Annotated in this window: 17 protein-coding genes; 9 read left to right on the top strand and 8 right to left on the bottom strand. The window is 62.1% G+C overall.

The features are described from left to right. Positions 1 to 44: 44 nt before the first annotated feature. Both AB4N42_RS16175 and AB4N42_RS16170 read left to right on the top strand, forming a co-directional pair. Complete coding sequence (locus tag AB4N42_RS16175) at positions 45 to 2255, top strand: TonB-dependent siderophore receptor (RefSeq protein ID WP_460114975.1); 2211 nt, start codon at positions 45 to 47, stop codon at positions 2253 to 2255. 195 nt (positions 2256 to 2450) lie between these two features. Next, a complete protein-coding gene (locus AB4N42_RS16170) occupies positions 2451 to 3665 on the top strand; it encodes a multidrug effflux MFS transporter (protein WP_323155370.1) in 1215 nt (404 codons plus the stop codon). 7 nt (positions 3666 to 3672) lie between these two features. Here the strand turns inward: AB4N42_RS16170 and fabF are convergent, their stop codons facing one another. The 3 genes from fabF to AB4N42_RS16155 are packed head-to-tail and all read right to left on the bottom strand — an operon-like array spanning position 3673 to position 9124. Beyond that, complete coding sequence (gene fabF / locus AB4N42_RS16165) at positions 3673 to 4959, bottom strand: beta-ketoacyl-ACP synthase II (RefSeq protein ID WP_460114974.1); 1287 nt, start codon at positions 4957 to 4959, stop codon at positions 3673 to 3675. Further along, a complete protein-coding gene (locus tag AB4N42_RS16160) occupies positions 4956 to 8018 on the bottom strand; it encodes an efflux RND transporter permease subunit (protein ID WP_460114973.1) in 3063 nt (1020 codons plus the stop codon). The genes fabF and AB4N42_RS16160 overlap by 4 nt, the downstream gene beginning before the upstream one ends. Then, positions 8015 to 9124: an efflux RND transporter periplasmic adaptor subunit gene (locus AB4N42_RS16155; protein ID WP_460114972.1), complete on the bottom strand. Its 1110-nt coding sequence runs from the start codon at positions 9122 to 9124 to the stop codon at positions 8015 to 8017. The genes AB4N42_RS16160 and AB4N42_RS16155 overlap by 4 nt, the downstream gene beginning before the upstream one ends. Positions 9125 to 9342: 218 nt before the next feature. Here AB4N42_RS16155 and AB4N42_RS16150 point away from each other — a divergent pair, with 218 nt between their 5' ends. Next, positions 9343 to 10803, top strand: coding sequence for an efflux transporter outer membrane subunit (locus AB4N42_RS16150; RefSeq protein WP_460114971.1), 1461 nt, complete (start codon positions 9343 to 9345; stop codon positions 10801 to 10803). 131 nt (positions 10804 to 10934) lie between these two features. On the opposite strand, the gene AB4N42_RS16145 is transcribed toward AB4N42_RS16150, so the two are convergent. Both AB4N42_RS16145 and AB4N42_RS16140 read right to left on the bottom strand, forming a co-directional pair. Continuing rightward, on the bottom strand, positions 10935 to 11555 hold the full coding sequence (locus tag AB4N42_RS16145; RefSeq protein WP_030141577.1) for a TetR/AcrR family transcriptional regulator: 621 nt from the start codon (positions 11553 to 11555) through the stop codon (positions 10935 to 10937). A 103-nt stretch (positions 11556 to 11658) separates the two neighbouring features. Then, positions 11659 to 12615: a threonine dehydratase gene (locus tag AB4N42_RS16140; RefSeq protein WP_460114970.1), complete on the bottom strand. Its 957-nt coding sequence runs from the start codon at positions 12613 to 12615 to the stop codon at positions 11659 to 11661. Between the two features lie 95 nt (positions 12616 to 12710). On the opposite strand from AB4N42_RS16140, the gene AB4N42_RS16135 reads away from it, so the two are divergent. The 6 genes from AB4N42_RS16135 to AB4N42_RS16110 all read left to right on the top strand — a co-directional run bounded on the left by AB4N42_RS16135 (position 12711) and on the right by AB4N42_RS16110 (position 21508). Next, entirely contained in the window at positions 12711 to 13514 is an 804-nt protein-coding gene (locus tag AB4N42_RS16135; RefSeq protein ID WP_460114969.1) for a helix-turn-helix transcriptional regulator, read from the top strand. A gap of 145 nt (positions 13515 to 13659) precedes the next feature. Beyond that, positions 13660 to 14664 (top strand): response regulator, encoded by a 1005-nt coding sequence (locus tag AB4N42_RS16130; RefSeq protein WP_334597794.1) that lies wholly within the window; start codon positions 13660 to 13662, stop codon positions 14662 to 14664. Between the two features lie 3 nt (positions 14665 to 14667). Next, positions 14668 to 15624: a sensor domain-containing diguanylate cyclase gene (locus AB4N42_RS16125; protein ID WP_217859663.1), complete on the top strand. Its 957-nt coding sequence runs from the start codon at positions 14668 to 14670 to the stop codon at positions 15622 to 15624. Between the two features lie 2518 nt (positions 15625 to 18142). After that, the gene (locus AB4N42_RS16120) at positions 18143 to 19153 is read left to right on the top strand and encodes a zinc-binding alcohol dehydrogenase family protein (RefSeq protein WP_460114968.1); all 1011 of its coding nucleotides are present in this window, start codon (positions 18143 to 18145) and stop codon (positions 19151 to 19153) included. Positions 19154 to 19170: 17 nt separating this feature from the next. Beyond that, positions 19171 to 20697: a UxaA family hydrolase gene (locus tag AB4N42_RS16115; RefSeq protein ID WP_460114967.1), complete on the top strand. Its 1527-nt coding sequence runs from the start codon at positions 19171 to 19173 to the stop codon at positions 20695 to 20697. 97 nt (positions 20698 to 20794) lie between these two features. Next, positions 20795 to 21508 carry a FadR/GntR family transcriptional regulator gene (locus AB4N42_RS16110; RefSeq protein WP_030141584.1) on the top strand — a complete coding sequence of 238 codons (714 nt, stop codon included), beginning with the start codon at positions 20795 to 20797 and terminating at the stop codon, positions 21506 to 21508. A 228-nt stretch (positions 21509 to 21736) separates the two neighbouring features. Here AB4N42_RS16110 and uxuA read toward each other — a convergent pair whose 3' ends face one another. The 3 genes from uxuA to AB4N42_RS16095 are packed head-to-tail and all read right to left on the bottom strand — an operon-like array spanning position 21737 to position 25706. Continuing rightward, positions 21737 to 22924, bottom strand: coding sequence for a mannonate dehydratase (uxuA, locus tag AB4N42_RS16105; protein WP_258647452.1), 1188 nt, complete (start codon positions 22922 to 22924; stop codon positions 21737 to 21739). A gap of 17 nt (positions 22925 to 22941) precedes the next feature. Beyond that, complete coding sequence (locus AB4N42_RS16100; protein WP_460114966.1) at positions 22942 to 24396, bottom strand: mannitol dehydrogenase family protein; 1455 nt, start codon at positions 24394 to 24396, stop codon at positions 22942 to 22944. A gap of 17 nt (positions 24397 to 24413) precedes the next feature. Continuing rightward, complete coding sequence (locus AB4N42_RS16095) at positions 24414 to 25706, bottom strand: MFS transporter (RefSeq protein WP_460114965.1); 1293 nt, start codon at positions 25704 to 25706, stop codon at positions 24414 to 24416. Positions 25707 to 25764: the final 58 nt, after the last annotated feature.

Here is a 25764-nt window from a genome sequence, read left to right as displayed (position 1 = left end):
CAGCAGGCTCGCGAAGATGAAAAACAACCCCAAGGACTTCCTCGATGCTCGAAAGAAAAACAACAGTTGGCACCGATAAACATTACGTCTCGCGTCACCCAGCTTTTCACCTGAGCACTCTGGCCCTGGCCTTGGGGAGCATCTTTTCAGCCCAGGCGATCGCCGCACAGGAAGAGGCCACCGCCAACGCCCCTCTTCAGCTGGGCGAAATCAACATCAATGCCGCCGCGGTGGAAAACCCCACGGCTCCGCTGGCCGGCAAGGTCGCCCTGCGCAACGGCAGCGCCACCAAGTCCAACGCGGCCATTACCGAAACGCCGCAGTCGGTGTCCGTGGTTACCGCCGATGAAATGCGCGATCGCAAGTCCGACACCCTGGCGGACGCCCTCAGCTACACCCCGGGCTTCACCAGCCAGCCAAGCAGCTTCAACCGTACCTCCGACCGGTTCCGCATGCGCGGCTTCGACGTCGAGTCCGCCACGGGCGGCTCGCTGCGCGACGGCATGCGCCTGCAATACAACTCTTATGACGGCGTCCAGGAGCCCTATGGCCTGGAACGCGTGGAAGTCGTCCGTGGCGCGGCTTCGGTGCTCTACGGCCAACTGTCGCCTGGCGGCTTCGTCAACGGTGTCAGCAAACGACCGACCGAAACCCCGCTCCATGAATTGGGGCTGCAATACGGCAACCACGATCGCAAGCAACTGACCGCCGATTTCAGCGGCCCGCTCGGTGACAGCGATGTCCTCAGCTACCGCCTGACCATGCTCCAGCGTGACAGCGACACCCAGCAGGACTACATCAACGACGACAAGCTCTACATCGCCCCGGCCCTGACCTGGCGCCCCGATGAAGACACCTCGCTGACCCTGCTCTCGTTCTACCAGAAGAGCGACACGCGCTTCTCCGCCCCACTGCCCTACCAATTGGTCAAGGGCGTGGGCAAAGGGCCATTCACCATTGGCCGCCACGATTTCATCGGCGAACCCGACTACGACGACATGAATGGCGAGATGTCCGCCATCGGTTATGAGTTCGAGCACCGATTTGACGAACACACCCGAATCAGCAACAAGCTGCGTTACTACGAAGCGGATGTGAAGTGGAAGTACATGCAGGTTCGGACAGGGAATCCAGTCAATACAGCAGCAGCCACGGGCGTCCTCGCTCGCCAGTACAGTGACCGCCGTGAACGTTCCCGGGCGTTGGCCAGCGACACCAACATCGAAACACGCTGGAACATCGGCGGCGTGGAAAACACCTTCCTGATGGGCGCTGATACCTACGACGCGTCGTACGACTCGCATAACTTCCGGGCCAACTCCACGTCCATCAACATCGGCGACTACAACTACGGGCAGCCAGTGGTAGTGGACAAAAGCCGGAACCGCGATCGCGGTTCGCAGATCGACACCTTCCAGACAGGTATCTACCTGCAGGACCAGATCAAGTTCGACGATCATTGGCTGCTGCTGCTCGGCGGTCGCCATGACTGGGCCGACCAGGACCAGGAAGGCTTCGCAACTGGTCAAAAGCTGAGCCAGGACGACGAATCCACAACCTGGCGCGCCGGCCTGGTGTATCAGGCAGATAACGGCCTGGCCCCTTACATCAGCTACAGCGAATCGTTCTTCCCGGTCGCGGTGGCTGAAGCAACGGGCCGGACCTTCGATCCGACCGAAGGCAAGCAGTACGAAATCGGCATCCGCTACCAGCCTCCTGGCAGCAACACACTGCTCAGTGCAGCCGTCTATGAGTTGACACAGGAAAACGTCGTGAAGCGCGACTTGGCTGGCCTCAATCCCCAGCAGATTGGCGAGCAGCGCTCCCGTGGCCTGGAACTGGAAGCCAAGTCCGACATCACGCCTCAACTGACGGTCATCGCGACGTACGCCTACACCGATGCGCGCATCACCAAAAGCGTAATCCAGAGCGAAGTGGGTCAGCGCAGCGAAGATACGCCTTACCACCAAGCCGCGCTGTGGGCTGACTACAACTTCGCCCTGTTCGGCGTGCCACAGCTGAAAATCGGCGGCGGCGCGCGCTACAAGGGAACCACCCAGGCGTCCGGCATCGATTCGCAAATGCCGGCCTACACGCTGTTCGATGCCATGGCGAGCTACCAGATCGACAAGAACTGGGACATCGCCCTCAACGCCAACAACGTGACGAATAAAAAATACGTCTATTGTGAGGCTGCCATCTGCCGCTACGGCGACGAGCGTGAATTGGTGACCTCCGTCAACTTCCGCTGGTAAACCTCTGGCTCGGTCGGCGCCGACAGGCGTCGACCGGAGTCATTTCACACCGTACAAACACCTTTCTGCGCCCGTTCGAATTCCCTTCATTGCCCCTGTCCTGCTGAATCCTCTTTTGACCTTGACGCACCGGATTACGATCGTCATATTACGACCATCATAAGCCAGACAAAAACCGGCCAAGGGGATTGATCCATGGAAACTGGAACTGCATCAGCGATTGCAGACGCGCAGCCACACGCATCGAGTCCAGCCCTGACCGGCCGAATCGTCGCGTTGCTCGCCGGCCTCGCGGCCATCGGCATGCTCTCCACCAATATCATCCTCCCGGCGTTCCCGGTCATCGGCGACGACCTCGGCGTGACTGCCCGCGAACTGGGCCTGACACTCTCCAGCTACTTCGTCACGTTTGCCCTGGGCCAGTTGGTGGTCGGGCCGCTGGCTGATCGTTATGGGCGGCGCAAACTGGTGCTGGGCGGACTCTTGGTATTTATCGTCGGCACCGTCATCGCAGGACTCGCCACCACGCTCGATGTCATGATCGCCGGACGCATCGTCCAGGCATTGGGCGTGTGCGCGGCCTCGGTGCTGTCGCGTGCCATCGCTCGGGACCTGTTCGAAGGCGAGACATTGGCTCGCGCCCTGTCGTTGACCATGGTTGCCACCGCCGCCGCACCCGGTTTTTCGCCGCTGGCCGGCAGCGTCCTGTCCGTCACGCTCGGATGGCGCGCCATCTTCATCCTGGTGGGATTGGCCGCCGTGGTGCTGGCGTTCTTCTATGTACGCGATCTTGGCGAAACCCATCCCGCCGACCGCCGCGCACCCCACTCCACCGCCAGCGTCGTGCGCGCTTACGCAAGGCTGATGGCGGACAAGCGCTTCATCCTCCCGGCCCTGTCGATGAGCCTGTTGCTCAGCGGCCTGTTCGCCTCTTTCGCCGCCGCCCCAGCCATTCTCATGAAAGGCATCGGCTTGACCTCGGTACAGGCCGGCCTGTATTTCGCCTCGACGGTGTTCGTCGTTTTCGCCGCGGGCATGGCCGCACCGCGCCTGGCCCACCGCTACGGCCCGCAAAACATTGCCTTGCTGGGGATTACCTGCGCCATGGTCGGCGGGGGGCTGCTCATCATCGGGCCGGCCCATCCGGGTCTGGGCTGGTATGCCGTTTCGATGGTGACGTTCCTGTGGGGGATGGGGCTGGCGAATCCGTTGGGTACGGCGATCACCATGGGGCCTTTCGGCAAAGAGGCCGGGATGGCCTCGGCGCTGCTGGGTTTTCTCTCCATGGGCGCAGCCGCGTTGACCACCTGGCTCGCCTCCGTGTTGAGCTTTTCGCCCATCACCACGCTGGGCGCGATTCAGGCGTTGACTTGCCTGATCGCGCTGGTGCTGTTTTTCCTGCGCCGCTGACGCGGCGTCAGTCTTCCCAACGACGGAACAACACGCTGGCGTTGACGCCACCAAAACCGAACCCATTGGACAGCGCATGGGTGATCGGCATCTTCCGCGCCTTCAGGCCGACCAAGTCGAGCCCGTTGGCCGTCTCATCGGGATGGTGAAGGTTCAGCGTCGGCGGCACGACCTGATCGCGTAGCGCCAAGACCGTGAAAATCGCTTCGATGCCGCCCGCCGCGCCTAACAAATGGCCGGTGGCGGATTTCGTCGACGTAATAGCCACGCCCGCGCCCGCCCCGAACACTGCACGAATCGCCGCCAGCTCACCGGCATCGCCGACCTGGGTGGATGTCGCATGGGCATTGATGTGCTGCACCTCGGCGGGACTGATATCGGCCTGGCGTAGCGCCTGTTCCATGGCGCGGCGGGCGCCGTTGCCATCCTCGGGGCCAGCGGTCAGGTGATAGGCATCGGCGCTGGTGCCGTAACCCACCAATTCTGCCAATGGCTTGGCGCCACGGGCCAGAGCGTGTTCCAGCGACTCGATCACCAGCAACCCGGCACCTTCGGCCATGACGAAACCGTCTCGATCCCGATCGAACGGCCGCGAGGCCTCTTGCGGACGCTCGGCAAATCCCGTGGACAGCGCCCGCGCCGCGGCGAAACAGCCCAGGGTCACACGATCGATCGCCGCCTCGGTGCCACCGCAGATGGCAATGTCCGCCTCGCCACTCTTGATCAGCCGGGCGGCGTCGCCAATGGCTTGTACGCCGGCAGCGCAAGCGGTAACGGGCGCACCGAGCGGCCCTTTGAAACCATGCCGGATGGAGACCTGCCCCGCCGCCATGTTGGCCAGGAAAGCCGGCGCGGTGAACGGCGACAACCGCCGCGGACCGCGCGCATCCGTGGTGCGCACCGCATCGGCAATCGTGGAGAAACCACCGACGCCCGAGGAGATGATCGTGGCGGTCCGCTCCTGATCGACGGCTTCGACCGGATGCCAGCCCGCCTGCTCCAGGGCTTCGTGAGCCGCCACCAGGGCGAACTCGATAAAACGGTCCATCTTCTTGCGATCCTTGGGCGCGATAAGGCGCTCCGGGTCGTAACCGGCGACACCATCCTCTTCCAGCGTTGGCACCTGCCCGCCCACGGCGACGCCCGTGCCTTCGATGACATCCGCGGACAGGTTGCGAATGCCGGAATGCCCGGCCAGCAACCGCTTCCAGACCTCTTCGACAACGCAGCCCAACGGTCCGACCATGCCAACGCCGGTGACGACGATGCGTTTTTGACCTTCGCGATTTTTCATGGAGCCCTCTTCGTATCAGGACGGATCTTGAACCAGATGGAATACATCGCTGGCAGGAACACCAGCGTCATGATGGTGCCGACGAACGTGCCGCCGATCAGGGTGTAGGCCAGCGTTCCCCAGAACACCGAATGGGTCAGGGGAATGAACGCCAGGATCGCCGCCAGCGCCGTGAGCAGCACCGGTCGCGCCCGCTGCACCGTGGCTTCGATCACCGCGTGGAATGGATCGAGACCTTCGCTGGCGTTGTGATGGATTTGCCCGATCAGGATCAGCGTATTGCGCATCAGGATCCCCGACAAAGCGATCAGGCCGACCAGCGCGTTGATACCGAAGGGCTGGTTGAAGATCAGCAACGTCGGCACCACGCCGATCAGCCCCAGCGGCGCGGTCATGAACACCATGATCATGGCCGAGATCGAACGGACCTGCAGGATGATGATCAGCAACGTCATGGCGACCATGATCGGCACCAGCGGCACGATGGCCTTGCCGGCCTTGCCCGACTCCTCGATCGCGCCCGCCTGCTCGATCCGGTAACCGGCGGGCAGGCTGTCGATCACCGGCTGCAATTGCTTGATGATCGCGCTGGAGACGTCCGGTGGTTGCAAGCCTTCGGCGATGTCGCCGCGCACGGTCATGGTCGGGGTGCGATCACGACGGCGCAGGATCGGGTCTTCCATGCGCACATCGACTTCGCCGACCTGGGACAGCGGAACACGCTGGCCCGTCGCGCCCACCAGGGTGAAGCCTTCGATCTTGGCCGGATCGAGGCGGATGTCCCCCGCTGCGCGGCCGACCACCTGCACCGAACGGATGTCCTCGCGAACCGCCGTGATCGGCACGCCAGTAAGCAGGAATTGCAACTGCTGGGCGACCGCGTTGGAGGTCAGCCCTACGGCCTGCAAGCGGTCCTGGTCCAGGTTGAAATGCAGGGTCGGCACCAAGGGTCCCCAGTCGGTGTTGACGGTCCTCATCAGCGGGCTCGCCTGCATGATGCCCTGGACCTGGCTGGCGATCTCGCGCAGCTTCGAAGGGTCGGGCCCCATCACCCGATACGCCACCGGGAACGGTGAGTACGGGCCAAACACCAGTTGCGTCACCCGCACCCGCGCCTCGGGCGCGAGCCCATCGGCGACCGCTTGGCGGAGGCGGAACTTGAGGGCTTCGCGCGCCTCCTGGCTGTCCGTCAGCACGACAATCTTCGCAAACGACGGATCGGGGAGTTCCGGCGCCATCGCCAGGTAGAAACGCGGCGCGCCTTGGCCGATATAAGCAGTGACGATCCGAGCCTCTTCCTGCTGATGCAGCCAGGCCTCGACCTTGGCAGTGGTGGCGCTCGTCTGCTCGATGGAGGTGCCGTACGGCATCTGCACTTCCACCAGCACCTCCGGCCGGTCCGAAGTCGGGAAGAACTGTTTCTTGACCAGGCTCATGCCGAGGATCGCCACCACGAATGTCGCGATCACCGTACCGGCCACCCACCATTTGCGCGCGATGACCCGCGTCAGCACCTGGCGGAAGCGGTTGTAATGGCGAGTGTTGTAGATGGCCGCGTGGCCGCCTTCGACCTGCTTGATGTCGGGCAACAGTTTCACGCCCAGGTACGGCGTGAAGGCCACCGCGACCACCCAGGAAGCGATCAGGGCAATGCCGACGATCCAGAACATGTTGCTGGTGTACTCGCCGGCGGTCGACTGCGCGAAGCCGTTGGGCATAAAGCCGATGGCGGTCACCAGCGTGCCGGAGAGCATCGGCGCGGCGGTGTGGCTCCAGGCATAGGCGGAGGCCTTGATCCGGTCGTAGCCCTCCTCCATCTTCACCACCATCATTTCGATGGCGATGATCGCGTCGTCCACCAGCAACCCGAGCGCGAGAATCAGCGAGCCGAGGGTGATGCGGTCGAAATTCTTGCCGGTGGCAGCCATGACCACGAACACCACGGCCAACGTCAACGGCACAGCCGCCGCGACCACCACACCGACGCGCCAGCCCATGCTGAGGAAGCAGACGATCATCACCACCAGCAGCGCGACGAAGAACTTGACCATGAACTCGCCGACCGCCGAGTCGATGTTCACCGACTGGTCGGTGACTTTGCTCAGGGTCATGCCCAGCGGCATGCCCTCGTTGATCTTGCCCGTCTCGGCGTCCAGCGCCTTGCCCAGGTCCAGGCCATTCCAGCCCTCGCGCATGATGACGCCCAGCAGCAGCGCCTCTTCGCCGCCGCTGCGCACCAGGAATGAGGCCGGGTCTTCATAACCGCGCTCGACGGTGGCCACGTCCGACAGTTTCAGCGAGCGCCCCTGGACCGTGACCGGCGTGTCGCGAATCTTCTGCAGCCTGTCGAAGGCACCGTCCAGGCGCAGGAAAACCTGCGGCCCGGCGGTTTCGATGGAGCCGGCGGGCGTGAGCATGTTCTGGCTGTTGAGGGCGGCAAAAATATCCTGGGGCGAAACACCGAGGGTCGCCAGGCGATCATGGGAAAACGACACGAAGATCCGTTCGGCCTGTTCGCCAATGATGTTGACCTTCTTCACGCCCGGTACGTGCAGCAACCGTTGGCGCAACGCCTCGGCATCGCGCACCAGCAGGCGCTGCGGCTCGCCCTTGGCTTTCAACGCGAACAACGCGAAGGTCACGTCGGCAAACTCGTCGTTGACCATCGGCCCGATGACACCCGCCGGCAGCTTGATCGCCTCGTCGGCCAGTTTCTTGCGCGCCTGGTAGAACTCTTCCTGCACCTGCGACGGCGGCGTGCGATCGACCAGCGACACCATGGTGAAGGCAAGTCCGGGGCGGGTGTAGGTTTCCGTGCGGTCGTACCACTTCAATTCTTGCAGGCGTTTTTCCAGCGGTTCGGCGACTTGGTCCTGCATCTCCTGGGCCGTCGCGCCCGGCCAGGCCGTGATGACCGTCAGTTGCTTGACCGTGAACGGTGGATCCTCGGCGCGGCCCAACTGGAAGAACGCGAGGACACCCGCGACGGCGATCAGGAACAACAGGAAAACGGTGATGGAGCGCTCGCGAACGGCGAGCGCGGACAGGTTGAAGCTCATGGGTGATTCCCCGCAACGTTGACGTCGCCCGGAGGAGCCATATTCACCGCCTCGCCTTCGTGCAACAGATGCGTGCCCAGCGCGACGATCCGCTCACCCATTCTCAAGTCGCCGGAGACCTGCGCGGCATCGTCGCTCAAGCCGAGGACCTGGACGGGGCGCCAGGCGACTTTCGCCGGCTCACCCGTGATAACCCAGACGCCGGTGCCCTTGCCCGCATCATGCACGGCGGCAATCGGTACTTGCAGCACCTGCCCTTGCCGAGCGCCCGTGGCGATCCGAAGCGTGACGGTCGAACCCAGCGGCGCATTGCCCAGCGCGCCCTCCAACACGTACCGCGCCTCAAAGGTACGCGTCACGCGGTCGGCGGAATCCGACAGCAACCGCAACTTCGCGCTGACCACTTGCGAAGCGTTGCCATACAGCGTTGCCTGCGCAGTGGCCCCCGGGGCGGGCCGCAGCGTCTCGGGCAATTGCACAACGGCTTCGCGTTGACCGGCCCGCGCCAGTCGAACCACGATTTGTCCTAGGGCAACGACTTGCCCGGGCTCGGCCAATGTCTCCATCACCACGCCATCGGCGTCGGCGAGCAGCACGGCGTAGCCGGAAGCGTTGCGGGCCACATCGGCCTGGGCCTGGGCCGCGCTGAGCTGTGCCTTTGCAGTATCGGCGGCGGCCTTGATCTGGTCGTAGCCCGAGGCAGAGATGGCGCAGGCGGCGACCAGTTCCCGATAACGAGCCTCATCGTCGGCGGTCTGCTTGGCCCTGGCCCGGGCGGCGGCGACAGCCTCTTCCTGGGCCCGCGCCTGCAGGCCGAGATCGATAGGGTCCAGGCGCATCAGCGGTTGCCCGCGCTTGACGGTCTGGCCGGTATCGACCAGGCGCTCCAGCACCTTGCCCGACACGCGGAAACCCAGGTCGCTCTGGACCCTGGCCGTGACTACGCCGGTGAAGGAACGTGAGATTTCGGGGGAACCCAATACTTCGGCCACCCTCACCAAGGGCGCCGCCATGCGTGGATCTTTCGCGGTGGATGACTCGCCACACGCCGTCAGGACGAGAGGCAACAGGCAAGCGGCAAGGGTGACAGGTCGACGCCGAAGCATAGGATCCCTTTCTTGAACGGACAGGATGGAGAGCGCATTCTCATTCTCGTGACCATTTCTGTCAATCGTCACAAATCAGTCAATTTGCCTCCCCCCAAGGATCCCTTGTTACCGGACCACCATCCTCATGAATCCCGTCGACCACCCTAACGAGCACGATTGACAGGATGTGACCATACCGTAATATGGTCACAATCTACGTCCCCCAAGGAAACGCCATGCCTCCCCTCCGCCCACTTGCTCTTCTACTGGGCACCTGCTTGATGGCAGGGTGCGCAGTCGGCCCGGATTACCATCGTCCGGTCGCCCCGCTTTCGAGTCGGTACCTGGGCCAACCTTCGGTCGAACAGCAGTCCTCGACCAGCCAGGCCGATTTGATTGCCTGGTGGGAAAGCTTTGGCGACCCCATGCTTGCCGGCTTCGTCGTCCAGGCGTTGGAACAGAACCTGGACCTGGCGCAGGCATCTGCGCGGGTGATGCAGGCTCGGGCGGGACTGGGTGCGGCGAACGCCGCTTTACTGCCCTCGGGCAACATCAACGGCCAGGCCGCGCGCGCCTACCAATCGGTCGAGACGCCGCTCGGCCAGGTGCTGGATTCCACGCCTGGCTATGATCGATACGGAAGTTCCTACGAGCTCAACCTCGGCGCCAGTTGGGAGATAGATGCCTTTGGTGGCCTGCGGCGCGGACGCGAAGCGGCGCTGGCCGATTACCAGGCATCCGAGGCAGGCGCTGTCGCCACACGACTGGCCATCGCCGCGCAAGTCGCCGATACCTACATCACGGTTCGTGGATTGCAGGCCCGGCTGGACATTGCCAACCGACAGGTCAGGACGCAGCAAGACCTGCTGGAAAAAGTCCAGTTTCTCTATGAAAAGGGCCTTGCTGCCAGTTATCAGGTTCGCCAGGCCGAGGGGCAATTGGCACAAGTCCAGGCAACGGTACCGGTCCTGCAGACCGGGTTGGATGCAGCGACGAACGCCCTGGATGTCATGCTCGGCACGCCGCCCGGCACTCATCGACCACAACTGGCCGAGCGCCGCGAGATTCCCCTTGCGCCGCAAATAACTGCCATGGGAACCCCTGCGGACCTGCTGCGCCGCCGGCCGGACCTCATCGTCGCCGAGCGCCGCCTGGCGGCGTCCAATGCTCGCATCGGCGAAGCCGTCGCCGAGTACTATCCGAAGTTTTCCCTGAGCGCCCTGCTCGGCAGCGCCACGGCAGTATCGAGCGGTAACCTGTTCAGTGGCGGCGCCAGCCAGTCGGCGGGCGTGCTGGGCCTGCGTTGGAGGCTGTTCGATTTTGGCCGCATCAATGCCCGGATCGACCAGGCCAAGGGACAGGAAGCCGAAGCGCTGGCCGCTTATCGCCAATCCGTGCTGCGCGCCACCGAAGACGTTGAAAACGCCTTCAGCGCCCTGGTCAATCGCGAAGCCCAGGCAACCACCCTCACCCAAGGCGAAACATCCTTGAGCGAGGCCCGCCAGTCATCCTTCGTCGCCTATCAGAAAGGCACCGCGAGCCTGATCGATGTGCTCAATGCCGACGAGACGCTGTTGCGCACCTCCGATACCCGGGCGCAGGCGCGAACGGAATCGGCACGTGCAGCGGTCGCGGCATTCAGGGCGCTTGGCGGTGGTTGGCAGTCGCCAGGGGAAGGTTCGCTGGCGACTCGGTGAGCGTGGAGCGTCCTGACTGCAAAACAGACTTGAGAACGAATCCATAGCCACAAGCGTGACCATCACACAAAATGGTCACGCTTCTGTTCAATCTGCTTTAGGACCGCATGGACGCGCCGTCAGTCGAAGCCTCAGGGCATCAGGCTGCGCAAAATAAGATTGGCGGTCAGCGCTGGGCCCTCTTCGACGAAGTCCAGGCTGTGCTGCAGCAATAACGGATTGACGAAAGGCCGCAGGGTCAAGTGGATGGCATCCACGGTTTCGTCCAGTGGCGTGCGACGTTCAAACTCACCGAGTTCGCGGCCCTCGCGAATGATCTGCAACACGAATTCCTTGATCCTGGCGTCGTAGACGCGGGAGCTGGGCCAGCGTTCCGAAGCAGAGAAGGCCGCGATGTCGTAGAGCTTCCGGTCGTTGAAGAACAGGCTCACCCCGGTAACCACCAAGGTCTTGACCAGCCGACGAAAACGCTCGGTCGCCGAAATTCCTTCTTCATTGATGGCCTTGTCCACGGCGTCGACGATCGTCGACAGACAATTGGAGCAGATGGCTTCGCCAATTGCCTGCTTGGAGTCGAAGAACTTGTAGATGTACGCCTTGGAAAAGCCGATGGCCTTGGCCAGGTCGGAAACCGTGGTCTTGCCGAAGCCGTACTGGCTGAAATGTTCGTGGGCAGCCGCGATGATCTGGTCACGAATTTCGTGATCGGCTGGGCCGCGGGCGCTGGGCGGTGCTATCGATGGCTGGTTCATGGGGGCAGCTTACGCATCCCAAGGAGGGTTGACAACTTATGACCAAATTAAGATTCAGTCACAAACTGACCGCCAGTTGCTTCGATAAACCGCCATACCGCAACTACCCGATCACCCGCGCATACACCGACCTGTCGACATTGCCACCGGACAGAATCACCCCGACCTTTTTCCCCTCCATCTCCGCGCGCTCCTGGATAAGCGCTGCCAACGCCGCGGCCCCGGCACCTTCGGCCAGATTGTGGGTGTCGGTGTAATAGACGCGCATGGCCTCGGCAATCTCCTCATCGTTGACCGCTACGATCCGCGCCGCCCCGGCGCTATAGATGGCGAAGGCTTCTGGAATCGGCTTGCGCACAGCGAGACCGTCGGCGAAGGTATTGGCCGAGGGGGTTTCGTGGATTTCAGCCGCTTCAAACGATCGTTTCGCCGCCATCGCCTCGGTGGAGACCACGCCCACGATTTGGCTCTGCAAGCCGAGGGCATCGCGGGCGGCGATGACCGCGCAGATTCCCGAGCCACAGCCAATCGGCACGTAGACGGTGTGCAGGTCAGGCGCAGCCTTGAACAACTCCAGCGCATAGGTGGCGACGCCCTTGACCAGCTCGGGGTGAAACGGTGGTACGAGATAGAGCCCATGGGTTTGCGCCAGGCGCGCCGCCTCTTCCCGGGCCTCGTCAAAATCGCGGCCATATTCGACCACCTCGCCGCCGAAGCCGCGCATGGCGTTGTTCTTCTCGATCGAGTTGCCCTCCGGCACCACGATCAACGCCCGCAGCCCCGCCGCGCTGGCCGCCAGCGCCAGGCTCTGGCCGTGGTTGCCCCGGGTCGCGGTGACGATCCCGTTCACGTGCGGATGCTCGCGCTTGAGCCACTGCATGAAGGTGATGCCGCCGCGCACCTTGAACGCGCCCGTCGGGGTATGGTTTTCATGCTTGATCCACACCGTGCAACCCAACCGCTCCGTCAGCAAGGGCCAGGCATACTGCGCGGTGGCGGGCATGACCTGATAGACCTGGCGAGCCGCTTGTTCGATATCGTCGTACGTCAATGTGTGCATGGTCGGTCTCCTGTGGTTTTGCCCAGTCTAGGCAGGGTCATCGAACCCAGGCTTTCAAAAAACCGACCTGACTTTTATGCCGCCCCTTCACTACTATGGACACCATGAGCCATCGAAACCGCCCCCAGCCACCGCGCCCGACTGAATCGACCCGTCGCATCGAGGCCGGCCCGTGGCTGATCGAATTGCTCCCCCGCAGCGCCTATGCGGCCCGATACGTCGCGACCCAGGCGGCGATCGGCTTTGCCTTCGACAGCCAGCGCGGCCAGCACGCCATCGGCAGTGATCGGGTACTGCCTTTCAATGCGATGCCCAACGGCCTGGCGTTCGTCCCGGCCCAGTGTGATGTGTATTCCGAGTCGCCCCGCGGCGGTGAATACCTGCGGGTGATGCGCACCGACGGCGTCGAGTTGGCGGGCGATCGAGCCTTCAACAATCGCATCGACCCGCGCGCCATCGCCCTCGCGCAACGCATGCGTCGGGCGCTGCTGCTCGGCTCGTTCGACGACGATTGGGAAGCCTGGGCCCACGCGCTGGCTGAACGCGCAGCATCGGAAAAAGCCCTGTCGGCACGGCCCCAAGGCTCTATCACCGACAGCCGCATGCGTCTGCTGGATGAGTTCATCGATGCCGGCCTCGACCAACCGTTGGGCGTGCGAGCCATGGCGCAACTGCTGGGATTATCCGAGGGGTATTTCATGCGGGCCTTCAAGATCGCGACCGGTAAAAGCCCCCACGGCTACCTGATCGACCGACGCCTGGCCAAGGCCCGGGCGCTGATACGAGACTCCTCGGCGACCCTCGCAGAAATCGCCCACGCCTGCGGCTTCAGCTCACAGGCACACATGGCAACGACGTTCAAGCAGCGTCTTGGGGTGAGCCCGACACGATTGCGTTAAATGACGAAGTGCATTTGACGCCTTTGACTTAATGGTCCAGTTTTTAAAAGAAGCTACAAATTGCATTCCATTCGTTAATCAGAGGGCCACTGCCGCCTATGAGTGATGTACGAAGGACCTTCCCCGCAGTTGAACGTCGTTGGGCATGCCAGTGCCGTTGATTCCCCTGGTTGTGTGTGACGACTCCACCATGGCGCGCAAGCAAGTGCTGCGTGCGCTGCCGCAAGACTGGCCGGTTTCAGTCACCGAGGCGGTCAATGGCCGCCAGGCCATGGATGCCATACGCCAGGGCCTGGGCCACGTAGTACTGCTCGACCTGACCATGCCGGAGATGGACGGCTACCAGGTATTGAGCGCCTTGCGCGCCGAGGGCCTCACGGCGCAAGTCATCGTGATTTCAGGGGACGTCCAGGACGAGGCCGTGCGCCGCGTCCATGAACTGGGCGCCTTGGCCTTCCTGAAAAAACCGTTCGACGAAAACGAACTGCGCCAGACCCTCAACCGGTTGGGACTGCTGACCCAACCCGGCAAGACGCCGCTGCAGAACCGGCCGGCGTCGAACGCGACCATCAGCTTCCAGGACGCGTTTCGCGAAACGGTCAACGTTGCCATCGGCCAGGCGGCGGCGCTGATTGCCAAGGTGCTGGGGGTCTTCGTGCAACTGCCAGTGCCGAACGTCAACGTTCTCGAGGTGGGCGAATTGCACATGGCCTTGAACGACGTCGGCAACTCCCAGCAACTCACGGCCATCTGCCAGGGATTCATCGGCAGCGGCATCGCTGGCGAAGCCCTGCTGATCTTCCATGACTCGGAGATTGCCGACATCGCGCAACTGATGCAGCGCCAGAGCGCCGATTACTCTGACCTGGAAATGTTGGTGGACCTGTCGAGCATCCTGATCGGCGCGTGCCTGAGCAGCATTGCCGAGCAGATCGATGTGATTTTTTCCCAGGGCCATCCGCAGATTCTTGGCCAGCATGCGGCTATCGAAGAACTGATCCAGGCGAACCGCGTCCGTTGGAAAAAGACCTTGGCGGTGGAAATCAGCTACAGCCTGGAAGGGCAGAACATCCGGTTCGATCTGTTGCTGCTGTTCACGGAAGACTCCATCGAGCGGCTGACCCACAAACTCGCCTACCTGATGAACTGAGCCATGAACGAATCCATCGATCTGAACGAATTCCACTGGTTGCTGGCCATCGTTCAAAGCATCGACGTCGGCGTGGTGGTGCTCGACCGCGAGTACCGCGTGCAAGTCTGGAACACCTTCATGGAGAACCGCTCCGGGGTCCAGCCCAAGGACGCCCAGAACCGGAATTTCTTCAGCCTGTTCCCGGAAATCGACCACCAGTGGTTCAGCCGCAAGGTGGAAAGCGTCGCGACCCTGGGCACGCCCGCGTTCACCGTCTGGGAGCAGCGCCCGTACTTGATGCGCTTCAAGAGCTACCAGCCGATCACCGGCCAGGAAGAGTTCATGTACCAGAACACCACGCTGCTGCCGCTGCGCTCGCCGGACAACCGCATCAACCACATCTGCCTGGTGATCTACGACGTCACCGATGTCGCCACCAATCGCCATCAGATCCAGGCTGCCAATGCTCAGCTGCAGCTGCTTTCCAGTACCGATCGCCTGACGGGCCTGTACAACCGCGGCCATTGGGAAGGCAGCTTGAAGGCCGCGTACGCCCGACACCAGCGCTACGGCAATGCGCTGAGCCTGGTGATGCTGGACATCGACCACTTCAAGCACGTCAACGACACCTACGGCCACCAGGCCGGCGACAAAGTCATCGAGCAGCTCGCCCAACTGCTGCGCGAGCATGCTCGCGAGTCCGACGTGGCCGGGCGTTACGGCGGCGAGGAGTTCGGCGTGGTGCTGTCGGACACCGACCGGGCCGGCGCACGGATTTTCGCCGAACGCTTGCGACAGGCCGTCGAGCACTTGTTGGTGCAGTACAACGGCCAGGACATCCGTTTCACCATCAGCCTGGGCGTGGCCGACCTTAGTGCGCCGGCGAACGACCATGCCGAACTGATCGCTCGGGCCGACCAGGCGTTGTACACGTCGAAGAAAACCGGACGCAATCGCGTGACAGTCCACGGTCACTGACCCACCAAGACTTTGTGGGAGCGAGCCTGCTCGCGAAGACGTCGGCATATCCAACATCACTGCAAGCTGATCCACCGCTTTCGCGAGCAAGCTCGCTCCCACAGGGATCTTGGGTTTCCATGAGCTTTGCATTCAGCGCAGGACTATTGTGGAAGCGAGCTTGCTCGCGAAGACGCCGGCATATCCAACATCACTGCAAGCTGATCCACCGCTTTCGCGAGCAGGCTCGCTCCCACAGGGATCTTGGGTTTCCAGGAGCTTTGCATTCAGCGCAGGACTATTGTGAGAGCGAGCTTGCTCGCGAAGACGTCGGCATATCCAACATCACTGCAAGCTGATCCACCGCTTTCGCGAGCAAGCTCGCTCCCACAGGGATCTTGGGTTTCCATGAGCTTTGCATTCAGCGCAGGACTATTGTGGGAGCGAGCCTGCTCGCGAAGACGTCGGCATATCCAACATCACTGCAAGCTGATCCACCGCTTTCGCGAGCAAGCTCGCTCCCACAGGGATCTTGGGTGTCCAGGAGCTTTGCATTCAGCGCAGGACTATTGTGGGAGCGAGCCTGCTCGCGAAGACGTCGGCATATCCAACATCACTGCAAGCTGATCCACCGCTTTCGCGAGCAAGCTCGCTCCCACAGGGATCTTGGGTGTCCAGGAGCTTTGCATTCAGCGCAGGACTATTGTGGGAGCCAGCCTGCTCGCGAAGACGTCGGCATATCCAACATCACTGCAAGCTGATCCACCGCTTTCGCGAGCAGGCTCGCTCCCACAGGGATCTTGGGTTTCCATGAGCTTTGCATTCAGCGCAGGACTATTGTGGGAGCGAGCTTGCTCGCGAAGACGTCGGCACATCCAACATCACTGCAAGCTGATCCACCGCTTTCGCGAGCAAGCTCGCTCCCACAGGGATCTTGGGTGTCCATGAGCTTTGCATTCAGCGCGGGACTATTGTGGGAGCGAGCTTGCTCGCGAAGACGTCGGCATATCCAACATCACTGCAAGCTGATCCACCGCTTTCGCGAGCAGGCTCGCTCCCACAGGGATCTTGGGTTTCCATGAGCTTTGCATTCAGCGCAGGACTATTGTGGAAGCGAGCTTGCTCGCGAAGGCGTCGGCACATCCAACATCACCGCAAGCTGATCCAACGCTTTCGCGAGCAGGCTCGCTCCCACAGGGATCTTGGGTTTCCATGAGCTTTGCATTCAGCGCAGGACTATTGTGGGAGCGAGCTTGCTCGCGAAGACGTCGGCACATCCAACATCACCGCAAGCTGATCCAACGCTTTCGCGAGCAAGCTCGCTCCCACAGGGATCTTGGGTTTCCATGAGCTTTGCATTCAGCGCAGGACTATTGTGGGAGCGAGCTTGCTCGCGAAGACGTCGGAATATCCAACATCACTGCAAGCTGATCCACCGCTTTCGCGAGCAAGCTCGCTACCAGAGGGATCTTGGGTTCCCAGGAGCTTTGCATTCAGCGCAGGACTATTATGGGAGCGAGCTTGCTCGCGAAGACGCCGGCATATCCAACATCACTGCAAGCTGATCCACCGCTTTCGCGAGCAAGCTCGCTCCCACAGGGATCTTGGGTGTCCAGGAGCTTTGCATTCAGCGCAGGACTATTGTGGGAGCGAGCCTGCTCGCGAAGACGTCGGCATATCCAACATCACTGCAAGCTGATCCACCGCTTTCGCGAGCAGGCTCGCTCCCACAGGGATCTTGGGTTTCCATGAGCTTTGCATTCAGCGCAGGACTATTGTGGAAGCGAGCTTGCTCGCGAAGGCGTCGGCACATCCAACATCACCGCAAGCTGATCCACCGCTTTCGCGAGCAAGCTCGCTCCCACAGGGATCTTGGGTGTCCATGAGCTTTGCATTCAGCGCAGGACTATTGTGGGAGCGAGCTTGCTCGCGAAGACGTCGGCATATCCAACATCACTGCAAGCTGATCCAGCGCTTTCGCGAGCAAGCTCGCTCCCACAGGGATCTTGGGTGTCCATGAGCTTTGCATTCAGCGCGGGACTATTGTGGGAGCGAGCTTGCTCGCGAAGACGCCGGCATATCCAACATCACTGCAAGCTGATCCACCGCTTTCGCGAGCAGGCTCGCTCCCACAGGGATCTTGGGTTTCCAGGAGCTTTGCATTCAGCGCAGGACTATTGTGGGAGCGAGCCTGCTCGCGAAGACGTCGGCATATCCAACATCACTGCAAGGTGATCCACCGCTTTCGCGAGCAAGCTCGCTCCCACAGGGAATTTCGCGACATCCGGAACCTGATTCCACCGTATTAACGTGTGGAGGCGAGTTGGCTCGCGCTTACGACTACTGGTCAGTCCAATCTATTTTTTTAACAATTGGTCTTGCCAATATTTTTTTGGGCGCGTAGTTTCGGACCGGCATCAACGGCACATCGCTGCCGCCCATTATAAAAAACAGCGCCTCGGTTCCAGCAGCCGTGCGCCCAAACCCTCCTCCCGCCTGCGCTCAAGCATTGCCTGCAGGCACGTCAAGGAGCCTCACCATGCTGACTGTCATCTGCAACGAACCCGGTTCATTAACCGCCCTCGAACGTGAAAAACCACTCAGGAAACCGGGAGAAATCCTCATCCGGGTCAAGCGCGTCGGCATCTGCGGCACCGATTTGCACATCTTCACCGGCAATCAACCGTACCTTGAATACCCACGCGTGATGGGCCACGAATTCTCTGGAATCGTGGACGCCACTGACGATGCCAGCGAGTTGGCGGTGGGTGACGTCGTCTATGTGATGCCCTATTTGTCTTGCGGATCCTGCACTGCCTGCCGCCAAGGCAAGACCAACTGTTGCACGCGGATCCAGGTGCTGGGGGTTCACTGCGACGGTGCCTTCACCCAATACCTGAGTGTTCCCCAGCAATTCGTGCACAAGGCGGATGGGATTTCCCTTGATCAGGCCGCGATGATCGAATTCCTTTCGATCGGCGCTCACGCCGTGCGTCGCTCCAACGTCCAGACAGGGCAAAACGCCCTGGTGGTAGGCACCGGCCCGATCGGCATGGCCGCGGCGATCTTCGCCAGCCTGCGCGGAGCGAAAGTCACCGTGCTGGATACCCGCGAGGACCGCTTGTCGTTCTGCAAGGAACACCTGGATATCCATGCGGCTGTGCAAATCGGCGAAGGCGACAAGCAAACCCTGGCCGAACTGACCGGAGATGATTTTTTCGACGTGGTCTTCGACGCCACCGGCAATGCCCGGGCGATGGAGCGTGGGTTCGAGTTCATCGCCCACGGCGGCACCTATGTGATGATCTCCGTGGTGCGGGATTCCATCACCTTCTCCGACCCTGAATTCCACAAACGTGAAGCCACGTTGATGGGCAGCCGCAACGCCACCCGGGAAGACTTCCTGCATGTCGAGCAATGCTTGCGCGACGGGTTGATTCCCGATGCCGCCCTGAACACCCACCGACTCACGCTGGCCGATGTGCCCGACTCGTTCGCCACCTTGCTCGACCCCAAGCAAGGCGTCGTCAAGGCAATCATCGAGTGCTAGAAACCGGAGGACGCAGCATGAACCCAGCTTCTTCTTTGCTTGTCCTGGCACCCGGCGATGACGTCGCGGTGGCCCGGGGCGATATCGTCGAAGGCCAGACGGTGAGCGCCGACGGCATTACACTGACCGCCCGGCAAACGATCTCATCTGGCCACAAAATCGCCCTGCGCAAAGTGTTGGCCGGCCAGCGCGTGCTCAAGTACGGGCAGGTCATCGGCCAGGCGACCCAAGGCATCGAACCCGGTGAGCACGTCCACGTGCATAACCTGGACATGCCCGCCGCCACCGCTGAGCAAAGCGTACGAAACGTCTACGTACCCACGTCGCTCAGCCCCCATCCCGCTACGTTCGAAGGCTACGTGCGTGATGACGGACGCGTCGCCACCCGCAACTACATCGGCGTCGTCTCCAGCGTCAATTGCTCGGCCACCGTCTGCAAGCAGATCGCCAACGCCTTCTCTGCCGAGGGCTTGAAAGACTTACCCAACGTCGACGGCGTCGTTGCAATCACCCATGGCAGCGGCTGTGGCATGGGCGCCAAGGGCGAAGGCATCGACATTCTCAAGCGCACCTTGCGCGGTTACGCCGACCACGCCAATTTTGCCGGTGTGCTGTTGATCGGACTCGGTTGCGAGGTCAACCAGCTCACGCCGTTGATGAATGAACTGGCGAATCGCCCCGCTGCGCTCAAGACCAGCCTGGTCATCCAGGAGGAAGGCGGTACCCGCGAAACCGTGCAACGCGGCATCGCCCATATCGAAGCGATGCTGCCCCTCATCAACCAATGCCGGCGAACGACCGTTGCCGCCAGCCACTTATGCGTCGGCTTGCAGTGCGGCGGCTCGGATGGTTACTCGGGCATCACGGCCAACCCGGCGCTTGGTGCCGCCGTGGATCTGCTGGTGCAACAGGGCGGCACCGCGATTCTTTCGGAAACACCAGAAATCTACGGAGCCGAACACTTGCTGACGGCCCGCGCCGCTTCCGTCGAAATCGCGGAAAAACTGATGGAACGGATCCGTTGGTGGGAAGCCTACGTTCGCCACAACGACGGCGACATGAACAACAATCCGTCTCCGGGCAACAAGGCCGGGGGCATCACTACCATCCTGGAAAAATCCCTGGGCGCGGTGGCGAAAGCCGGTGCGAGCGGGCTGATGGGTGTCTACCAGTACGCCGAAGCGGTCGATACCCGAGGCCTGGTGTTCATGGATACACCTGGCTACGACCCGGTGTCGGCAACCGGCCAGGTGGCGGGCGGCGCGAATCTCATTTGCTTCACTACGGGTCGCGGTTCGACCTATGGGTGCAAACCCACGCCATCCTTGAAGATTGCCACCAACACCCGCCTGTTTCAGCGCATGGAGTTGGACATGGACTTTAATGCCGGCGGCATCGTCGATGGCGTGGAGTCGGTGGCGCAGGCCGGTGAACGGTTGTTTCGACTGATGCTGGAGACCGCTTCCGGACGTCGCACATGCAGTGAAGAGAACGGCTTGGGCGATAACGAATTCCTGCCCTGGCAGATCGGCGCGGTGATGTGAAACGGAGTCATTGCTACCCTTTTCCTGTGGGAGCAAGCTCGCTCCCACAATCAGGCGCCTATGGTAGCCTTTGCGCATTCTCCGATGGACGCCACCCATGGTTTCACCGATCAACGCCACCGAACGCAAGCCGTATCAGAAAATCGCCGATCAACTGCGCAGCTACATTGCCCAAGGAGATTTCAAGGCGGGCTCCAGGCTTCCTCCCGAGCGCGACCTGACCCAACTGCTGGGGGTTTCCAGGCCATCGCTGCGCGAAGCGCTGATCGCCTTGGAAATAGACGGTGACATCGAGATCAAGATGGGTTCCGGTGTGTACGTGCGGGCCAGGTCCACGGACGGAAAAAGCCAGGCCATGCCCTTGGGCGAGAGCCCTTCCGAGCTGATGCAGGCCCGTGCGTTAATCGAAGGTGAGTCGGTGATCCTGGCGTGCCTGCATGGCAAGAAAAGCGACCACCGCTATCTGCAGGAATGCATCGACGCCATGCGCGCGAGCATTGCCAACGGCCTGCCGCCGCTGGAGGACGACCGCAAGTTTCATCAGCGCCTGGCAAAAATGACCGGCAACTCTGCCCTGGTCAGAATCATCACCGCTCTCTTTGATGAACGACACACCCCCATCTCCGCTCACCTGAGCAAGCACTCGGAAAACGCCCTGACCTGGGAAGCCGCCGTCGTCGAGCATGAGGCGATCCTGCGCGCCGTCGTCAACAAGGATGTGCTCGGCGCCCAGACCTCGATGCGCCAGCACCTGAGCCGCTCCGAGAACCGCTGGCTGCAGGCGCTGGAGCCGGAAGACAACAGCGACTGAGCCCACGGTTTGGCTTCTGCGGCGAGGGAGTCCCCGCCGCGTCGCTGACGCTGCGCTGTCGCGTAGGGAATAGGTCTTGTGGCGAGGGGATTTAGCGAAGCGTCGCACCGCCCCGCTGGGCTGCGCAGCGGCCCCCAAACCAGGCAACTCGGTGTGCCAGTAAGGTCGAGGTCGTTGCTTTTGGGGCTGCTGCGCAGCCCAGCGGGGATAAATCCCCTCGCCACGGGATTAGTGCGCCGTCTGGTTCAGGTGTTGGCGCACCGCCAGTTCCACGCCACGGATTTCCGCCAGGCCCTTGAGACGGCCGATCAGCGAGTAGCCCGGGTTGCTCTTGCGCTGCTGGTCGTCGAGCAGTTGGTGCCCGTGATCCGGACGCAGCGGCAACCGCGGGCCGCCTTCGCGTTCGCGCCGGCGTTCTTCAGCCACCAAGGCGCTGATGACCCCGACCATGTCCACGTCGCCGTCCAGATGATGAGCCTCATGGAAGCTGCGCGGGTCGGCTTCCCGGCGGGTCGAGCGCAGGTGGGTGAAATAGATGAACGGCGCAAACTGCTTGGCCATCGCCACCAGGTCGTTGTCTTCACGCACGCCATAGGAGCCGGTACAGAACGTCAGGCCATTGGCCGGGCTCGGCGCGGCATCGAGCAGCCATTGGGCGTCACTCGCGGTAGACAGGATGCGCGGCAAGCCGAGCAGTGCCCGGGGCGGGTCGTCCGGGTGGATCGCCATGCGCACGCCCACCTCCTCCGCCACCGGGATCACCGCGCGCAAGAAATATCCCAGGTGTTCACGCAGCTTGGTCTCGTCGATGTCAGCGTAGGTCCCCAGCAAGTCGCGGAAATTATCCAGGCTGTAATGTTCTTCGGCGCCGGGCAAACCGGCGATCAACGTATTGACCAGGGTTTCGCGCGCGACCGGCGTCAATTGCTCGACATAGGCCTTGGCCTGCTGGATATCCTCGGCGCTGTATTCGGCCTGGGCACCGGGGCGCTGGAGAATGAACAGGTCGAAGGCGGCAAACGCGGTCTGATCGAAACGCAACGCCCAGCCGCCGTCCTCCAGCTCATGAAACAAGTCAGTGCGGGTCCAATCCAGCACCGGCATGAAGTTGTAGCAGACGATATCGATGCCGCAGCTTGCCAGGTTGCGCACGCTTTGCTGGTAGTTGGCGATGTACTCGTCGCGCCGCCCGCAACCGCGTTTGATGTCTTCATGCACCGGGATGCTTTCCACCACCGACCAGCTCAGGCCGGCCGCTTCGATCATCGCTTTGCGTGCCGCGATGGCCTCCACCGGCCACACCTCGCCATTGGGAATCTCATGCAGCGCGGTGACGATGCCGGTCGCACCGGTCTGGCGAACGTCCGCCAGGGAAATCGGGTCTTTGGGGCCAAACCAACGCCATGTCTGTTCCATGTTGTTCTCCTTGTCTGTCAGTTGGGTGTGGCAACGGTCTGCAAAAGGTTGCCCACGCCGTCGCGGGCCAGGGCGCTGTAGGCGCGGTGAACGGCATCGCGAAAGGCCGGGTGTGCCGACAATGCCGGCGGGAATATCTCGTCCAGGTCGAGAAACGCGTCCACCCGCGATGCGCCGTCGAAGCGTCCGGCAAGGTCGGCGAAGGTGGCGCTCAACGGGTCGTCGACCACATGCGCCGGACGCCCGGGCAACGGCTGCGTGCAGTAATGAATCCAGGCGGCGATGCCCAGCGCGGTGCAGTCGATGCCGCGTCCCTGGTCAAGCAATTGCTGGGCGCCGAGCAACCAGCGTTGCGGCAGTTTCTGCGAGCCGTCCATGGCGATCTGGCGCAAGCGGTGTTGCAGGCTGTCGTTGGCAAAACGCGCCTGAAGATCTACTGCATATTTCATGAGATCAATCCCGGCCGGCATGTGCAAAGTGGGCACCGCTTCCTCGGCCATGTAGCGCTCGATGAGGCGCGCCAGCCGCCCATCGTTGACCGCTTCGAAGACTAATTCATGACCCGCCAGCAAACCCACGTAGGCCAGCAGCGAATGGCTGCCATTGAGCATGCGCAGCTTCATCGTCTCAAACGGACCCACGTCGTCGACCATCTGCACGCCTTCTACTTCCCAGTCCGGGCGGCCGAGGGGGAAGTGATCCTCGACCACCCATTGACTGAAGCTTTCGCTGACCACTGCCGCGCGGTCGTGGCAATCCAGCTGCTCCAACCGGCAGAACGACTCCTCGTCCATGGCCGGCACGATGCGGTCGACCATGCAGCTGGGAAACGCCACCTGCTGCTCGACCCACTGCGCCAACGCTGGATCCTGCAACGCCGCCAGGGCACCCACGGCCTGGCGGGTGCGCTGGCCGTTGTCGGGCATGTTGTCACAGCACAACACCGTGAACGCCGCGATGCCTGCGGCGCGACGTCGGCGCAGGGCTTCAAGGACGATCCCCGGCGCCGAGCGTGGCGTGTATGGATGAGCGATGTCATGGGCAATCGTCGGATCATCGCGGCGCAACTGCCCGGAAGAAGGGCTCAGACAATAGCCTTTTTCGGTGACGGTGAGCGTGACGATCCGGGTTTGCGGCGCGGCCATGCGCTCAAGCAATTGCTCCAGTTCATGACCGCCCTCGCCCGCATACAAGGCCTCGCGCAGCACACCGATTTCCCGGAGCGTCACTTGCTCGCGATCGCGGTACTCGGCCACGTGGTAGCGGCCATCCTGCTCGCGCAATTGCTCGACCAAGGTGTGATTGGAGCGCAGGTTGGCGCTGCACAAACCCCAGTCGCTTGTGCCATGGCGATTGAGATGGCGTTGCAGATAGACCGCCTGGTGGGCGCGATGAAACGCGCCCAGACCCAGGTGCACGATACCGATCTGCGTTGCGCTACCGGTGCAGGGTACGCGGTTCACTACGGGCATCGATTCACTCCTTCTGTTCAGGGATGGCCCAGGGCCGACGCGGGTTGCGGGCTTTGTGCCGCCGACTGGCTGGTGTCCGCCACGGACAGCGGTTTCACGTAGCGCGCCACGCACACGGCACCGATCACGGTCAGCAGCCCTGCCAGCAGGAACGCACTGGTGAACGAGCCGGTGAACTGCACCAGGAAACCCGTCAAGGTCGGGCCGACAATGCCCGAGGTGTTAGCCAGGAAATGCATGAAGCCACTGACGCCACCCACCCTCGCGGCTGGAACGGTGTCCTGGATGATCGCCCAGTAGATCGCGCCGGTGAGGTAGAGGAAGAACACCGCCAGCGCGACGAGAATCACCGCCGGATACAAGGTCGTTACCATCCCCGCACAGGCGATGCAGGCGGCGCAGGCCAGGAGGCAGGTGACGAGCACGACTTTGCGGGAGAACATCATCCGCCCGGTCTTCTTGAACACGAAGTCAGAGATGAAGCCACCGAGGGCCAGGCCAATGAACCCCAAGACCCAGGGAATGACCGTGGCGATGCTCATGTCCTTGACGTTCAGGCCGTGGGCCATGGTCAGGTAGCTGGGGAACCAGGTCAGGAAGAAGAACAGCGTGTAGTTATAGGAAAAGAACGCCAGGGAGGTGAACAGCACCGTCGGCTGCTTGAGGTAGAAACGCAGCGGGAATACCGGTTGCGCCGCCATTTCACTTTGCCCCTCGGCCCGCAGTATGTCCTCGGCGCCCTCGCCTTCAGGCCGCTCCTTGACGAACTTGAACCACACGGCCGCCCAGATCAGGCCGACCAGCATGATGATAATGAACGACACCTTCCAGCCGTAGGTGACGGCGATAAAACCCACCACCGGACCGGAAATCGCCCCACCCAACGGCGTACCGGACATCGATGCACCAATGGCCCGCGCCCTGCGCTTGGGGGTGTACCAGTTGTTCACCATTTTGCTGGTGGTGACGCTCAACGGCCCTTCGCCCATGCCGAACAGGATGCGGATGAGCACCAGCGAAGCGAAGCCCACCGTCAGCACGGTGAGGCCGCTGAACAACGACCACAAGACCATCGCCAGCAACAACGTAGTCTTGGCGCCATAACGGTCGGCGGCCCAGCCACCGATGAAGTTGAAGGCGGCATAGCCGACGAAGAAACTGCTGAAGATCATGCCCATCTCACCCGTACTCAGACCGTAGTCCTTTTGGATGAAAGGCGCCGCCACAGACAATGCCGACCGGTCGAGGTAATTGATGACCCCGGCCAGGAACAACATGATGATGATTAAGCTACGTCCTTGACCAAACATGGTGGAACCTCCCGCTTGTTGTGTTTATTCGGTGAGGGTGCCCGTGACGGGCACGATG

The organism is Pseudomonas sp. H2_D02 (assembly GCF_054677635.1).
Note: the sequence above shows the minus strand (reverse complement) of the source record. Positions and strands in the feature narration are given on the sequence as shown.

Bases quoted from the DNA above. Each gene is read 5' to 3' on its own strand.
- AB4N42_RS16175 (WP_460114975.1), top strand. From the start codon at position 45: ATGCTCGAAAGAAAAACAACAGTTGGCACCGATAAACATTACGTCTCG.
- AB4N42_RS16170 (WP_323155370.1), top strand. From the start codon at position 2,451: ATGGAAACTGGAACTGCATCAGCGATTGCAGACGCGCAGCCACACGCA.
- fabF (WP_460114974.1), bottom strand. From the start codon at position 4,959: ATGAAAAATCGCGAAGGTCAAAAACGCATCGTCGTCACCGGCGTTGGC.
- AB4N42_RS16160 (WP_460114973.1), bottom strand. From the start codon at position 8,018: ATGAGCTTCAACCTGTCCGCGCTCGCCGTTCGCGAGCGCTCCATCACC.
- AB4N42_RS16155 (WP_460114972.1), bottom strand. From the start codon at position 9,124: ATGCTTCGGCGTCGACCTGTCACCCTTGCCGCTTGCCTGTTGCCTCTC.
- AB4N42_RS16150 (WP_460114971.1), top strand. From the start codon at position 9,343: ATGCCTCCCCTCCGCCCACTTGCTCTTCTACTGGGCACCTGCTTGATG.
- AB4N42_RS16145 (WP_030141577.1), bottom strand. From the start codon at position 11,555: ATGAACCAGCCATCGATAGCACCGCCCAGCGCCCGCGGCCCAGCCGAT.
- AB4N42_RS16140 (WP_460114970.1), bottom strand. From the start codon at position 12,615: ATGCACACATTGACGTACGACGATATCGAACAAGCGGCTCGCCAGGTC.
- AB4N42_RS16135 (WP_460114969.1), top strand. From the start codon at position 12,711: ATGGACACCATGAGCCATCGAAACCGCCCCCAGCCACCGCGCCCGACT.
- AB4N42_RS16130 (WP_334597794.1), top strand. From the start codon at position 13,660: ATGCCAGTGCCGTTGATTCCCCTGGTTGTGTGTGACGACTCCACCATG.
- AB4N42_RS16125 (WP_217859663.1), top strand. From the start codon at position 14,668: ATGAACGAATCCATCGATCTGAACGAATTCCACTGGTTGCTGGCCATC.
- AB4N42_RS16120 (WP_460114968.1), top strand. From the start codon at position 18,143: ATGCTGACTGTCATCTGCAACGAACCCGGTTCATTAACCGCCCTCGAA.
- AB4N42_RS16115 (WP_460114967.1), top strand. From the start codon at position 19,171: ATGAACCCAGCTTCTTCTTTGCTTGTCCTGGCACCCGGCGATGACGTC.
- AB4N42_RS16110 (WP_030141584.1), top strand. From the start codon at position 20,795: ATGGTTTCACCGATCAACGCCACCGAACGCAAGCCGTATCAGAAAATC.
- uxuA (WP_258647452.1), bottom strand. From the start codon at position 22,924: ATGGAACAGACATGGCGTTGGTTTGGCCCCAAAGACCCGATTTCCCTG.
- AB4N42_RS16100 (WP_460114966.1), bottom strand. From the start codon at position 24,396: ATGCCCGTAGTGAACCGCGTACCCTGCACCGGTAGCGCAACGCAGATC.
- AB4N42_RS16095 (WP_460114965.1), bottom strand. From the start codon at position 25,706: ATGTTTGGTCAAGGACGTAGCTTAATCATCATCATGTTGTTCCTGGCC.